The organism is Nonomuraea sp. NPDC049480, assembly GCF_044465905.1.
Taxonomy (GTDB): Bacteria; Actinomycetota; Actinomycetes; order Streptosporangiales; family Streptosporangiaceae; genus Nonomuraea.
The window spans coordinates 316,266-329,282 of the sequence record NZ_JBITMD010000008.1 but is presented as its reverse complement, the minus strand read 5'-3'; the positions used below and the strand labels follow the sequence as shown (position 1 = coordinate 329,282).

Below are 13,017 nucleotides of genomic sequence, written 5' to 3'. Positions count from 1 at the left end.
AGGCCGCGTTGCTCCCTCCACGGATCCTGCGCCGGGTCGTCCTGGCTCCACTGGTCATCGTGGTGACCGTGTTCATGCTGGTGACGCTGCCGTTCTGGCTCATCGTCACGGCGGCCGCCTCGTTGCGCCTGCCGCCGCCGCAGCGCCGGGGGCTCAGGTTCGTGTGGTTCGGGGTGGCGTGGCTGACGCTGGAGTCGGCGGTGCTGATCGCGTGCCTGTGGTTGTGGGTGGCGGGCGGGGCCCGCCGCCAGGAGCGGCACTACGGGCTGATCAGGTGGTTCCTGACCAAGGTGTACGCGGCCGCGGTGCGGATCTTCCGGCTGACCGTGGACGTCCAGGAGCCGGAGCCGACCACGGAGGAGCAGGCGGCCCGGCTGACGCGGCCGATCATCGTGCTGTCCCGGCACGCAGGCCCCGGCGACTCGTTCCTGCTGATCTACCACCTGCTGGTCTCCTACGGGCGGCGGCCGCGGATCGTCATGAAGGCGGCACTCCAGTACGACCCGTCGCTGGACGTGGTGATCAACCGGCTGCCGAACGCGTTCGTGCCGCGCAAGTCCGGACAGAAACAGATCATCGCGGAGATCGAGCGGCTGGCCTCGACCATGAGTAACCAGGACGCCCTGGTGATCTTCCCGGAGGGTGGCAACTTCACCCCGCGCCGCCGCGGGCTGGCGATCAGGCGGCTGGAGGAGAAAGGTCTGGCCGAGGAGGCGCAGCGGGCCCGCGGCATGGACCACCTGCTGCCGCCCCGCCCGAACGGCGCCATCGCGGCCATCGATTCCTGCCCGACGGCGGACGTCATCTTCGTCGCGCACACCGGGCTCGACGACCTGGTCACGCTGGGGGACGTCTGGCGCAAGCTGCCCTTCAGCGCGCACATCACCGCCAAGTGGTGGCGGGTGCCCGCCGCCGAGGTGCCCGGGACGCGTGAAGAGCGGATCCGCTGGTTGTACGACCACTGGGAGCGGATCGACGCCTGGATCGGCGCCCAGCGGCGGCCGGTGCAGGGTACGGGACCCACGGCGGAACGCACCGGCTGAGGCCCGCTCGCCCGGGCCGGATCAGCGCCCGGGAGCTCCCGGCGGGAGGAAAGGGACCTCCGGCGGGCCGTGCTGGATGAGGCGGAGCAGCGCGTCCGTGTCCAGATGCCGCTCGACGAGGTCGCCGAGCGCGTCCAGCCGCTCCTCCCTGAGCGCGGCGAAGTCCGTGTCCGGCGCCGGTACGAAGTCGCGCCCGGCCCGCTCGGCCACGTCGGCCAGGAACGCGCGGCGGAAGCCGTCGTTCTCCATGGCGCCGTGCCAGGTGGTGCCCCACACGTCGCCGACCCGGCACCCGTCGAGGAACGGCTCGCCGCCCTCGACCGTGGCCTGTCCGTGGTGGATCTCGTACGCGCGCACCGGATGCCCGTACGCCGTGCCCTCCGGCCTGGCCAGCCGCTTCTCCGGCGCGAACTCGACCCGCACCGGCAGCCGCCCCAGCCCTTCGACCTTGCCCTGGCCCGACTCGACGTCGTCGACGATCTCGCGGCCGAGCATCTGGAAGCCGCCGCAGACGCCCAGCACGGGCCCTTTCCGCTCGGCGATGGCCGCGGCCAGTCCCCGGGTCCGTAGCCAGTCCAGGTCGCTCACGGTGGCGCGGGAGCCCGGCAGCACCACCAGGTCGGCGTCGCCGAGCTCGGCCGGGTCGGTCACGAACCGCACCACGACCCCGGGCTCGGCGGCCAGCGCGTCCAGGTCGGTGAAGTTGGAGATCCGCGGCAGCCGGACGACCGCCACCCGCAACGTCTGCCTGCCGTGCGGGGCGCGGGCGGGGACCTGGCGGCCGTCCAGGGCCAGGGAGTCCTCCACGTCCAGCCAGAGGCCGTCGAGCCAGGGCAGCACGCCGTACACCGTGCGGCCGGTCAGCCGGCGCAGCATGTCGAGGCCGGGCTCCAGCAGCTCCTTCGCGCCCCTGAACTTGTTGACGACGAATCCGGAAATATGGGATTGGTCGTCGGCGTCCAGGAGGCCCACCGTGCCGTAGAACGCGGCGAACACCCCTCCCCTGTCGATGTCGCCGACCACGATCACAGGCAGGTTCGCGGCCCTGGCCAGGCCCATGTTGGCGATGTCGCCCCGGCGCAGGTTGATCTCGGCCGGGCTGCCGGCGCCCTCGCACACCACCACGTCGTACTGCTCGCGCAGCCGGGCCAGGGCCTCCAGCGCGGCGGTGCGCAGGAGGTCTCTGAGGTCGCCGTACTCCATCGCGTCCACGTCCGCCACCGGCCGGCCCATGAGGACGACCTGGCTGCGGCGGTCGCTGCCGGGTTTGAGCAGGATCGGGTTCATGTCGGCGACCGGCTCCAGGCCGGCGGCCTGCGCCTGCATCGCCTGGGCACGGCCGATCTCGGCGCCGTCGGCGGTGACGTACGAGTTCAGTGACATGTTCTGGGCTTTGAAGGGCGCGACGCGGACGCCCTGGCGGGCCAGCCAGCGGCAGATGCCCGCCGTGACCACGCTCTTGCCCGCGTCGGACGTGGTGCCCGCGACCAGCAATCCCCCGTTGACCATGGGATCACCGTACTGGACCTCACGTGTGGCGAAATTACGGCCAAATTCCCCCATTTACGGATCATGTGACTTGTGCCACTCTGGCCTCTAGAACGAGATTCTAGATTTCCTTATGGAAAGGGTGGGCATGGTCGGGACGTTGGGTTCGCCGCGCACCGGCGCCATCGACGCGGGCTCGCGCGCGCCGTTCGGCTGGGCGCCGCTGGTCGTCCTGTTCATCGTCGGATTCGTGGACCGGATCGAGTACAACCTGCTCTCCGGTGTGCTTCCCGCCATCCAGGGCGAGTGGGGCTTCAGCGACACGGCGGCAGGCTCGATCCCGACGGCCGCCGCCCTGGCCGCGGCGGTCGTGGCCCTGCCCGCCGGGTACCTCGCGGACCGGCTCAGCCGCACCCGGATCATCGCGGTGGTCGTCCTCGTCTGGGCGATCGCCACGCTCGGCTCCGGCCTGGCCACCGGATTCGTGATGTTCTACCTGATGCGCGTGCTGCTCGCGGCGGCCGAGAACATCGACAACCCCGCCTCCGGCAGCCTCCTCGCCGACTACTACCCGCCGGTCAGCCGGGCGAAGGCGTACGGGCTCACGCGCGTCACCACGTACCTCGGAGGCGTCGGGACTCTGCTCGGCGGGGTGCTGGCGGAGGCGTTCGGATGGCGTACGGCGTTCCTCATCATGGTCGTGCCCGGCGTGCTCACGGCCCTGCTCGTCTGGCTGCTGCGCGAGCCGCGCCGCGGCGAGCTGGACCGGCTGGTGGCAGCGGGTGACACCGCGCCTGCCTCCCCCGCGCCCGCCTCCCCCGCGCCCGCCGCGAAGCCTCCTTTCCGGAGGCAGTTCCGGCAGGTGATCTCCATCCCCACGCTGATCTTCGTCTGCGCCGGCCTGTCCCTCCTCACCCTCGGCCTGGCCGGGATCTTCTACTGGCTGCCCACGTTCATGGTGCGCACCCTCGGCGTCGGCACGGCCACGGCCGGCTCCCTGGCCGGGCTGATCACGGTCGTGGGCACGGTGACAGGCACCCTCGTGGGCTCGTGGCTGGGCAGGAAATGGCACGGGACCCGCAAGGGCGGCCGCCTGCTGGCCGGCGGCGGCGGCATCACGGCCGGCTCGCTGGTCCTGGCCGGAGCGCTGTCGATGGACTCGATCGGTGCGATGAGCGTCCTGGTCCTGGTCGCCTGCTCGCTGATGTCCATCGCGATCCCGAACATGACGGCCTGCCTGGCTGACGTGGTACCGGCCGCCTCGCGCGGGCTCGGCTTCGCCGTCCTGCAACTGCTCATCACGGGCGGCGGCGCCTTCGGCTCCCTGGTCGTCGGCATCGCCTCGGACCGGCTCGGTTCGCTGCTCGCCGGGATGTACATCCTGGTGATCCCGATGGTCGCGGGCGGGCTGCTCACACTCGGGGCCCGGGCGTCGTTCGAGCGCGACGCGCGCAAGGTCATGGAGGACGCCGCCCGCGGCTGAGAACTCTCCGCTTCAGTCCTAGGCGCCGTGCTGCTGCGGCCCTTGGTCGGGACGGGCCTGGTCAGGACGGGCCTGGTCGGGATGGGCCGGGTCGGGCCGGCGCTGCTCGTGGCCCGGGGTCGTGCCCTGGCCGCCGCCGTAGCGGCGCTGGATCGTGTCCGCGCCCTTCTCGATGTGCTGGTCGTACTTGTGGCCGGTCCGCTCCTTCGCGAACCGCTCGGCCCGGTCGATCAGCTGGTCGGCCTGCTTGGAGTGCCCTCTGGCCAGGTCTTCCGCCTTCTTCAACCACTGCCCGATGCGGCCCATCACGTTTCCCCGTTTCTTCAGGTTACGGTCGCCTCCTACCCCCATAGCCGGCGCAATCACCGGGGCAGAGCATCTCGGGACAGGTCTGGAGCACCAGCGGTATCCCTCCCATGCGCTCTGGTTCGGGGCCTCCCGCGTGTGCTCCGCCGGGAACGGGCCGGGTTGACCTTGACGCGGCGTCAACGCCTTCACTGGGAGCGAGGGCCGTCCGGGACCCACATCGCCAAGAAGCCGCCAGTGACCGCGCCGACTCTTCTCACCCTGCCCCTCGACCGGCCTGTGACACGGCATGCACTACTGCCTCGGCGCCCCTGGCCTGCCTGGAACTCACCGCCGCACTCTCCGCCCTGGCCCGGCGGCTGCCCGGTCTCAAGCTCCGGGGACCGGTCGAGGACATCGAGTGGACCGGCAACCGGACGGACGCCGGCCCCCAGGCGGTCCACGTCACCTGGTGAGCCGGCGGGTGTTTGAGCAGGCCATCGCGAGGCAGGGGATCCTCGTGACCGCCACGCTCGCGCTGGCAGGTGACACGATGCTCGGCCGCGGCGTCGCCGACCTGCTGGCCATCTCCTCGGATCCGGCCGCGTACGTGTCGGACGGCGTCCGCGCGCACCTCGCCGAGGCCGACGCGGTGCTGCTGAACCTCGAATGCTGCGTCTCCGACCGCGGAACCCCGTGGGCCGCGCCCGGCAAGCCGTTCCATTTCCGCGCGCCGCCGCAGGCCGCGGACCTGCTCGCCGAGCTCGGCGTGCGCTGCGTCACGCTGGCCAACAACCACGCGCTCGACTACGGCTACGACGCGCTGCTGGACACCCGCGCGCATCTCGAACGCGTGGAGATCCAGGCGGTGGGCGCGGGGGCCGACGAGGCGGAGGCGCGGCGGCCGGCCGTCCTGGCCGTCCGCGGGCTGCGTCTGGCCGTCGTCGGCCTGACCGATCATCCGGTGGACTTCGCGGCCCGGCCCGACCGGCCCGGCGTGGCCTACGCCGACCTGCTCTCCGGCGTGCCGTCCTGGGTGACGGACGCGGTGGCGCACGTGGGCGCCGAGGCGGACGCCGTCCTGGTCACCCCTCATTGGGGGCCCAACATGACGGCCGAGCCCCTGCCCTACGTACGCTCGGCGGGCGCGGCCCTGGTCGAGTCCGGCGCGACCCTGGTGGCGGGCCACTCCGCGCACGTGGCCCACGGCGTCGCGCCGCCGGTCCTGTACGACCTGGGCGACTTCCTCGACGACTACGTGGTGGACCCCGAACTGCGCAACGATCTGTCGTTCCTGTTCCTGGTGACGGTCGACGAGCTCGGCCCGGTGCGGCTGCGGGCGGTGCCGATCAAGCTCGACTACTGCCGTACCCTCCTGGCCGAGGGCGAGGAACGTTCCTGGCTGGGCCGGCGCTTCACCAAGGCGTGCGCGGACCTGGGCGCCACGGCCGCGTGGGAGGAGAACCTGCTGGTCGTGGACATGCGCTAGGGGTCAGCGCCGGGCGAACCTGGCCGACCAGGGCCCGGGCAGGTCCGTTTCGTCCCAGGCCGTCATGTACGGCGGGAGCCGCACGTCCTTGTGCACGGCGACCACCTGAGCCCCGTTCCGCAGGGCCTGGCGGACGCGGGCCGGCGCCTGCTCGGCGAACCGCTGGATGATCCCCTGCGAGTCACAGCCCAGCAGGTAGCCGATCTGCACGCCCGACTGGCCGTAGACCATGCACGGCGGGCGCACGCCCATGCGGCGCAGCTCGGCCGTGGCGCGGCCGATCTCGGCCCGGTCGTGCCGGCCGGCGGCGGCCAGGCCGTAGGCGATCGCGCCCTGGAGCGCCAGATGCGCCAGCAGCCCGGCGGCCACCGCCACCGCGACCGTGCGGCCCAGCCGCGGCCCCGCCGCCGCGGGCGGGTGGCCCAGGCGCAGCCCCGCCGCCGCGGCCTGCGCCACCGGTAGCGACAGCAGCGCGTAGACCGGCATGAGGAAGCGCGGCGCCGCGTAGTCCACGTAGAACAGGTACGGCAGCGCCATCGCCACCGCGGTCCCCGTGGCCAGCAGGAGCGGAGCCAGGTGCGGGCCGCGCCGGGCGGACCACAGTCCCAGCACGGTCATCGCCGGGATGGCCAGCCACCAGATCACCGCCACCGGCGAGACCGGGCCGCAGTCCGCGCCGTACCGGCACAAGCTGGGGCCGTCCAGCGCCCGGGCGTGCTCGGCGATCGTCAGGCTCCATCCGGTGGCGTTGTGCTCACCGGCCTCCCGCAGCCGGGCGAGCAACCCGCCGAAGCGCGCCTGCGCCTCGACCGCCCACTGACCCCATCCCACGGCGAGCCCGGCCGCGAGCGCGGCCAGTGCGGCGATCCGGCGCCGGCGGAGGATCGCGAGCGCCCCGGCGGCCAGCGCGACCGCGGCGACCAGCGCGTCCGACGGCCGCATCAGCGACATGACGGCCAGCGTCACCGCCAGCCCCACCGGCGCCGTACGGGAGCGTTCGGCCAGGACGACGAGCCCGGCGGCCGCGACGGCGGCCAGGGCCACGTAAAGATTGGGCATCGCCTGGTCGCCGTAGAACAACGACAGCCAGCAGCTCCCGAACAGCAGGGCGGCCAGCGGCACCACGTGGTCGTCCCGGATCCGCAGCCATACGGCGAACGCGCCGAACAGCGCCGCGGACGAGACCACCGTCAGGTACAACCGCAGCACGAACACCGAGTCGGTCAGCACGACCACGGGCGCGACCAGGAGAGGCACGCCTCGCGCCCGCGGCGCGCTGAACACCGCCGGCGGCGCCTGCGGGGAGACCTGGCTGACGTACACCGTCTCGTCCCAGCCGATGCCCAGGTTCGGCGAGACGAGGAGGAGTTGGGCCACGCCGTACAGGACGCTCACCAGCGCGAGCAGCACGCGCGGACGCCGGCGACCAGGTCTCGATCTCATGTCGAGTGCATATCCGCTGGTCACCGCCACTATGCACGGAATACTGATCTGCCATCTGGTGGGTAGGGGCGCGGTGAAGGCACTTCATCCGTCAATGTCGGGAGGCCGCACATGGGCACAGCAGGAGCAGCAGGCAAGAGCGTTCAGGACGTGATGCACCAAGGCGCCGAGTGCATCGGAGAGCACGACACCTTGCGCAGGGCGTCGGAGATGATGCGTGACCTGTCGGTCGGCGCGCTGCCGATCTGCGGGGACGACGACCGGCTGAAGGGCATCATCACCGACCGGGACATCGTGATCAAGTGTTGCGCCGAGGGTAAGGACCTCGACCGGACCACGGCGGGCGAGCTCGCTCGCGGGCTGGTGTGGGTGGACGCCCACAGCAGCGTCGAGGAGGCGCTGCAGAAGATGGAGCAGCACCAGATCAAGCGCCTGCCGGTGATCGACAACCACCGGATCGTCGGCATGGTCAGCGAGTCCGACCTGGCGAAGGAACTGCCCGACAACAAGCTCGCGGAGTTCGTCCACCGGGTCTACGCACCGTCCTGACGGACCTTCACAGGCGGTAGGCGCGCCCTTCGACCCCCCACTCTCCGTACGGGGGCCGCGCGCCGCCGTCGATCGCCCGGATCGAGGGGCGGCCGATGTGGGCGAACACCAGCCGCCCCACGCGGCGGTCGCGCGCGTCCCGCGCGACCGCGTGGACGCACGCGTGACCGCCCACGCCGCCGGCGAACCGGATCGGCCGGTCCCAGCCGGCGGCGTCGGCGAACATCAGGTCCGCACCGGCCGCCCACTCGGGGAAGGTCCAGAACTCCGGCGCCCAGACCGCCCTGGCCCCGGCCGCCCGGATCAGGTAGCCGTAGGTCGGATGGGAGGTGTGGGCGACCGGCAACGGCTCGATCTCCAGGCCTGCCGCGCGGTGGTCCGTCACGGATGCCGTCAGCCCGAGCGCCCGCGCCGTGCGCCGGATCGCGGGCATCAGCTCGGCCCGCTCGTCGCACACCAGCCAGGCGTCGAGCCGCTCGTCCGCCCCGGTGTCGTCGCCCCCGTCCAGCAGGACGCGGTGGCCGCGCCACGTGACCAGCAGCCCGGCGGGGCGATAACGCGGGGAGTTCATGGCACCGACCCCGGCCAGGCGGAGCTCAGCCATCGTGGATGACGTTCCCGGACGGGCGCCCGGGGTAGGCGGGGCGGGAGAGCGAAACAGGGTGACCGCGATGGTGAAACTGGTCGAGGAGCGGCCGTATCGGTGGCGGATCGAGCCCGAGGGCGCGATGCGGGTGCCCGGGATAGTGTTCGCGACCCGGGAGCTGCTGCCTGACCCGTCGGAGGACCAGGCGCTGGCCCAGGTCGCGGCGGTGGCCACGCTGCCCGGGATCGTGGAGGCCGCGTACGCGATGCCCGACATGCACTGGGGGTACGGGTTCCCGATCGGCGGCGTGGCGGCCACCGACGTGGCCGCGGGCGGGGTGGTATCGCCCGGCGGGGTGGGGTTCGACATCTCCTGCGGCGTCCGGCTGCTGCTCGCCGGCCTGCACGTGGACGACCTCCGGCCGCGCCTGACCGCGCTGATGGACGCCCTCGACGCGGCGGTCCCGCGCGGCATGAGCAAAGGGGCGGTGTGGAGGCTGCACGGCCAGGACGAGCTTGAAGGCATCCTGGCGGGCGGCGCCCGCTACGCCGTCGAGCGCGGCCACGGCGAGCGCCTCGACCTGGAGCGGTGCGAGGATCGGGGTGCGGTGGCCGACGCCGACCCCGCCGCGATCGGCTCGCGGGCCCGCGAGCGCGGCGTGCAGCAGGTCGGCAGCCTCGGCTCGGGCAACCACTTCCTGGAGGTCGAGGCCGTCGACGAGGTGTACGACGAGGAGATCGCCGAGGCGTACGGGCTGTGGCCGGGCCGGGTGTGCGTGATGATCCACACCGGGTCGCGCGGGCTGGGACACCAGATCTGCACCGACGCCGTCAAGACCATGCAGGCGGCCATGACGCGGTACGGCATCAGCGTGCCGGACCGGCAGCTGGCCTGCGCGCCGGTCGACTCGCCCGAGGGCCGGGCGTACCTCGCGGCGATGGCGGCGGCCGCCAACTACGGCCGGGCGAACCGGCAGCTGCTGGGACAGGCCGCACGCCGCGCCTTCGACCGCGCCACCGGCCACGGCGACCTGAGCCTGCTGTACGACGTGTCCCACAACCTCGCCAAACTGGAGACCCACCTGGTGGACGGCGGGGCCCGGCGCCTGTGCGTGCACCGCAAGGGTGCCACTCTGGCGCTGCCGCCCGGCCACGCGGATCTGCCGCCCGACCTGCGGCCTTGGGGGCAGCCGGTGCTGGTGCCCGGGTCGATGGGCGTGGGCTCGTACGTGCTGGCCGGCGTGCCCGGCGCGCCGGCGTTCGCCTCGGCCTGCCACGGCGCCGGTCGCCGGCTGAGCCGCCACCAGGCGGTCAAGACCACCAGGGCCGCCGCGCTGCGGGCCGAACTGGAGCACGCCGGGATCGCGGTACGCGGAGCCTCCGCGCGCGGGCTGACCGAGGAGACGCCGCAGGCGTACAAGGATCTCGACGCGGTGGTCGAGGCCTGCGTACAGGCGGGCCTGGCGCGCAAGGTGGCCAAGCTCGCGCCCGTCGGCGTGGTGAAGGGCTAGCCGCCCACCTGGCGGGGCCGCCCGGCCACCGGACGGCGTCAGACGTCCACCACGACGTGCGCCCGCCACGTCCCGGCCTCCTCCCCGAACCGCACGTCATGCGCGGTCACCGCCTTGGGCATGGCGCCCACCTGCTCCACCGCCTCGGCCGGGACGGTGGCCAGCCGCAACCCGGCCGGGCAGGGCGAGACGTCGACGGCAAGGCGGCCGTGCACCTCGACCTGGTAGATCACCTCTTCGAGCACCTCGACGAGCAGGTCCTCGTCGTGCTCCGCGGTCACCGCGACGTCCACGCCGACGCCGCGCGGCGCGCCCTCGATGTCGGCGAAGCTCTCCACCAGGCCCCGGACCGCCTCGGCCAGGCACTCCTCGCGGCTGTCGGCCCACGCCTCCACCGCGATGTCGGCGGTGTGCGGCACCGCGCGATGGCCTCCGCTCATATCGTCACTCCAGCAGGCACGCGCCCGGTCGGAAATCCTCCCGCCGTCAAGAATTCCCCCGCTTTCGGCCCGTACTCGGCGCGGGCGTTTGCCGGATGGGCGGCGGGTAGGCGGCACGCATGATGGACCTGGAAGACAAGCGCCGCCTGGTCCGCGAGCTGCTGCGCGAGGTGGGGCGCGGGTTCGCCGAGCCGCACGGGTTCCCGGTGACCAACAACCCGGGACGGCTGTTCCAGCTGCTCGTGCTGTCGGTCCTGCTGCGCCGCACCGGCGACTACCACGTGGCGGTGGAGGCCGCCCAGCGGCTGCGCGGCCGCTGGGACACCGCGCAGCGGCTGGCGGCCTCGCCGAACGAGCAGCGGGTCGAGCTCCTGGGGAAGGACGTGCGCCGGGGCACCGCCGAGCTCCTGGGGGAGCTGGCCTGGGCCGTGGTCGAGCGCTACCGGGGCGACCTGCGGCGGCTGCGCACCGAGGCGCGGCGGGATCCGTCCCGGGAGCGCGAGCTGCTGGGGCAGTTGCCGGGCGTGGACGGCAAGGTCGTGGACCTGTTCCTGCGCGAGGCTCAGGTCTTGTGGAAGGAGGTGTCGCCGTTCGCCGACCGGCAGGCACTGGCCGCGGCCCGCAAGCTGGGCCTGGGGCGCACCTCGGAGGATCTGGCCGAGCTGGCCAGATATGAGGAGTCGGAGGATTACGCGTGGCTGGTCGGCGCGCTCGCCCAGATCGACCTGGACCGCCGCCACGAGGAGATCCGCTCCCTGGTGAGCCGATAGGTCCCGGCGGGCTCCTACCATACGGCGCATGACCACGCACGGATTCACGCTCACCGCCGAGGGCCCGTTCGACTTCGGCGCCTCGCTGCGCTTCATCGAGGACTGGCCGGCCACCAGCGGGCCGCACTCCGACGGGCGGGCGCTGCGTTTCGCCTACTGCGCGGAGACCGACTGGCGGCCGATCGGCGTGACCGTGACGGGTCTGCCGGGCACCCCCGGCGGCGTGTCGGTGGCCACGACGCGGGCCCCGGGGCCGGGGATCAGGGGCGAGGTGGCGCGGATCCTCTCCCTCGACGTGGACGGCGCCGGGTTCGCCAAGGCCGGCGAGGCCGACCCGGTGCTCGGCGACCTGCAGCGGCTGCGTCCCGGCCTGCGGCCCGTGTGCTTCTGGAGCCCGTGGGAGGCGGCGTGCTGGGCGGTGATCGTGCAACGCTCGTCGATGCTCATCGCCGCCCGCATCAAGCAGCGCATCGCGGAGCGGTTCGGCGCGAGGGTCACCGTGGACGGGCAGGAGTACGCGGCCTTTCCGCCGCCCGTGACGCTGCTGGAGGCCGGCGGCCTTGGGCTGCCCGCGCAGAAGGAGGAGTGGGTGCGCGGGCTGGCCAGGGCGGCGCTCGACGGCGTGCTCACCACCGAGCACCTGCGTGCGCTGCCACCGGAGGAGGCACTGGCCGAGTTGCGTGCGCTGCCCGGTGTGGGGCCGTTCTCGGCGGGGCTGATCCTGATCCGCGGGGCGGGCGCGCCGGACGCGTTCCCCGGCGACGAGCCGCGGTTGTTCGCGATCCTGCGGGAGGCGTACGGCCTGCCCGAGGACGCGCCGCCGGCGGCGTACCGGAAGCTGGCCGACATGTGGCGGCCCTACCGCTCCTGGGCGTCCTTCCTGTTCCGGGCCACCGCCTACCGGGATCCTCAGCCGAGGTAGGCCTCGCGGACGCGCGGGTCGGCGGGCCCCATGATCGGCTCGTCGAACATGAGCAGCCGCGGCCGGGCCATCATCGCCCGGCCGATCGCGACCATCTGCTGCTCGCCTCCGGACAGCAGTCCCGCCGGCTGCCCGTTCGACGGCCTCGGCCTCGCTCCTGCGGAAGCCCGGCCCGTGCAGGAGCGCGTTCAGCAGGCCCTGCCTGATCCGGGTGTGCCGACCGACGAGCACGTTGTCGAGGGCGGACATGCCGGATAAGAGGCGGATGTTCTGGAACGTCCGTGCCACCCCGCGCTGGGCGGCCTGCGCGGGGTCGGCCGGGAGCGGCCGCCCGCCGAGCAGCACGCGGCCGGACGTTGGGGCGTACAGGCCGGGGCGCGGGTAGGCCGATCAGGTCCCGAGGAGGATGTCGCGGAGGGTCCGCGTCAGATGCCGGACCAGGCGGTCGGCGGGCATCTCGGCCAGCGGGCCCTTCCTGACGACGTAGCGGCTGAACGTGACGCCGATGAGGTGGGCGCCGAGGAGATCGACGCGTTCCTCGGCGTCGGGTCCGGTGATGAGGGCCCGGTAGGAGTCGATGCTGCGCTGCCGCATGGCGAGGTAGAGGTCGGTGGCGGCGTGCTCGTCCGAGGCGGCGCTGCGGATGAGCGCGATGAAGGGGTCGTTGCCGTCGGCGTTCTCCATGCGGTCGACGAAGGCCTGCGCGATGCGCTCGGGAAGGGTCTCCGGCGTGCCCGGCATCAGCTCGTCCAGGTCCCTGGCGCCGGGCATCGCGGCGATGAACAGCTGCTCTTTCGACGCGAAGTGCCTCATGACCAGGCCGTGGGTGACTCCGGCCCGCTGGGCGATCTCCCGGATGGTGGCGCGGGCGTAGCCGCGCTCGGCGAACGCGGCGCGGGCGGCGCCGAGGATGGCGGCCCGGCTGGCCTCCGGGTCGCGCCGGCGCTTCTTGGGGGTCGGTTCGGTGCTCACCAGGCTAAGTGTACATCTGGTCATTAGTGGTGCTACG

General features: G+C 73.0%; 14 protein-coding genes. 7 read left to right on the top strand and 7 right to left on the bottom strand.

The features are described 5' to 3' along the window. Positions 1–8 precede the first annotated feature (8 nt). Entirely contained in the window at positions 9–1,043 is a 1,035-nt protein-coding gene (locus ACIBX3_RS24890; RefSeq protein WP_397120800.1) for a 1-acyl-sn-glycerol-3-phosphate acyltransferase, read from the top strand. Positions 1,044–1,064: 21 nt separating this feature from the next. On the opposite strand, the gene ACIBX3_RS24885 is transcribed toward ACIBX3_RS24890, so the two are convergent. After that, a complete protein-coding gene (locus tag ACIBX3_RS24885) occupies positions 1,065–2,552 on the bottom strand; it encodes a cobyric acid synthase (protein WP_397120798.1) in 1,488 nt (495 codons plus the stop codon). A 127-nt stretch (positions 2,553–2,679) separates the two neighbouring features. Here ACIBX3_RS24885 and ACIBX3_RS24880 point away from each other — a divergent pair, with 127 nt between their 5' ends. Continuing rightward, positions 2,680–4,014, top strand: a complete 1,335-nt coding sequence (locus ACIBX3_RS24880; protein WP_397120796.1) for an MFS transporter — start codon at positions 2,680–2,682, stop codon at positions 4,012–4,014. Positions 4,015–4,032: 18 nt separating this feature from the next. Here ACIBX3_RS24880 and ACIBX3_RS24875 read toward each other — a convergent pair whose 3' ends face one another. Beyond that, on the bottom strand, positions 4,033–4,320 hold the full coding sequence (locus tag ACIBX3_RS24875) for an antitoxin (RefSeq protein WP_397120794.1): 288 nt from the start codon (positions 4,318–4,320) through the stop codon (positions 4,033–4,035). A 499-nt stretch (positions 4,321–4,819) separates the two neighbouring features. On the opposite strand from ACIBX3_RS24875, the gene ACIBX3_RS24870 reads away from it, so the two are divergent. After that, positions 4,820–5,788, top strand: coding sequence for a CapA family protein (locus ACIBX3_RS24870; protein WP_397120792.1), 969 nt, complete (start codon positions 4,820–4,822; stop codon positions 5,786–5,788). Between the two features lie 3 nt (positions 5,789–5,791). Here the strand turns inward: ACIBX3_RS24870 and ACIBX3_RS24865 are convergent, their stop codons facing one another. Beyond that, the gene (locus tag ACIBX3_RS24865) at positions 5,792–7,231 is read right to left on the bottom strand and encodes a hypothetical protein (RefSeq protein ID WP_397120790.1); all 1,440 of its coding nucleotides are present in this window, start codon (positions 7,229–7,231) and stop codon (positions 5,792–5,794) included. Between the two features lie 111 nt (positions 7,232–7,342). On the opposite strand from ACIBX3_RS24865, the gene ACIBX3_RS24860 reads away from it, so the two are divergent. Continuing rightward, positions 7,343–7,780: a CBS domain-containing protein gene (locus tag ACIBX3_RS24860; protein WP_397120788.1), complete on the top strand. Its 438-nt coding sequence runs from the start codon at positions 7,343–7,345 to the stop codon at positions 7,778–7,780. Positions 7,781–7,787: 7 nt separating this feature from the next. Here the strand turns inward: ACIBX3_RS24860 and ACIBX3_RS24855 are convergent, their stop codons facing one another. Next, entirely contained in the window at positions 7,788–8,384 is a 597-nt protein-coding gene (locus ACIBX3_RS24855; protein WP_397120786.1) for an MBL fold metallo-hydrolase, read from the bottom strand. Positions 8,385–8,451: 67 nt separating this feature from the next. On the opposite strand from ACIBX3_RS24855, the gene ACIBX3_RS24850 reads away from it, so the two are divergent. After that, positions 8,452–9,876 carry an RtcB family protein gene (locus tag ACIBX3_RS24850; RefSeq protein WP_397120784.1) on the top strand — a complete coding sequence of 475 codons (1,425 nt, stop codon included), beginning with the start codon at positions 8,452–8,454 and terminating at the stop codon, positions 9,874–9,876. Positions 9,877–9,914: 38 nt separating this feature from the next. On the opposite strand, the gene ACIBX3_RS24845 is transcribed toward ACIBX3_RS24850, so the two are convergent. Beyond that, entirely contained in the window at positions 9,915–10,316 is a 402-nt protein-coding gene (locus ACIBX3_RS24845; protein WP_397120782.1) for an archease, read from the bottom strand. A gap of 119 nt (positions 10,317–10,435) precedes the next feature. Between ACIBX3_RS24845 and ACIBX3_RS24840 the strand changes: the two genes are divergently transcribed. After that, positions 10,436–11,086: a hypothetical protein gene (locus tag ACIBX3_RS24840; protein WP_397120780.1), complete on the top strand. Its 651-nt coding sequence runs from the start codon at positions 10,436–10,438 to the stop codon at positions 11,084–11,086. Between the two features lie 28 nt (positions 11,087–11,114). Continuing rightward, on the top strand, positions 11,115–12,008 hold the full coding sequence (locus tag ACIBX3_RS24835; protein WP_397120778.1) for a DNA-3-methyladenine glycosylase family protein: 894 nt from the start codon (positions 11,115–11,117) through the stop codon (positions 12,006–12,008). On the opposite strand, the gene ACIBX3_RS24830 is transcribed toward ACIBX3_RS24835, so the two are convergent. Beyond that, positions 11,996–12,124, bottom strand: a complete 129-nt coding sequence (locus tag ACIBX3_RS24830; RefSeq protein ID WP_397121033.1) for an ATP-binding cassette domain-containing protein — start codon at positions 12,122–12,124, stop codon at positions 11,996–11,998. The two genes, ACIBX3_RS24835 and ACIBX3_RS24830, sit on opposite strands and share 13 nt — an antisense overlap. Before the next feature lie 274 nt (positions 12,125–12,398). Then, entirely contained in the window at positions 12,399–12,980 is a 582-nt protein-coding gene (locus ACIBX3_RS24825) for a TetR family transcriptional regulator (RefSeq protein ID WP_397120776.1), read from the bottom strand. Positions 12,981–13,017 lie beyond the last annotated feature (37 nt).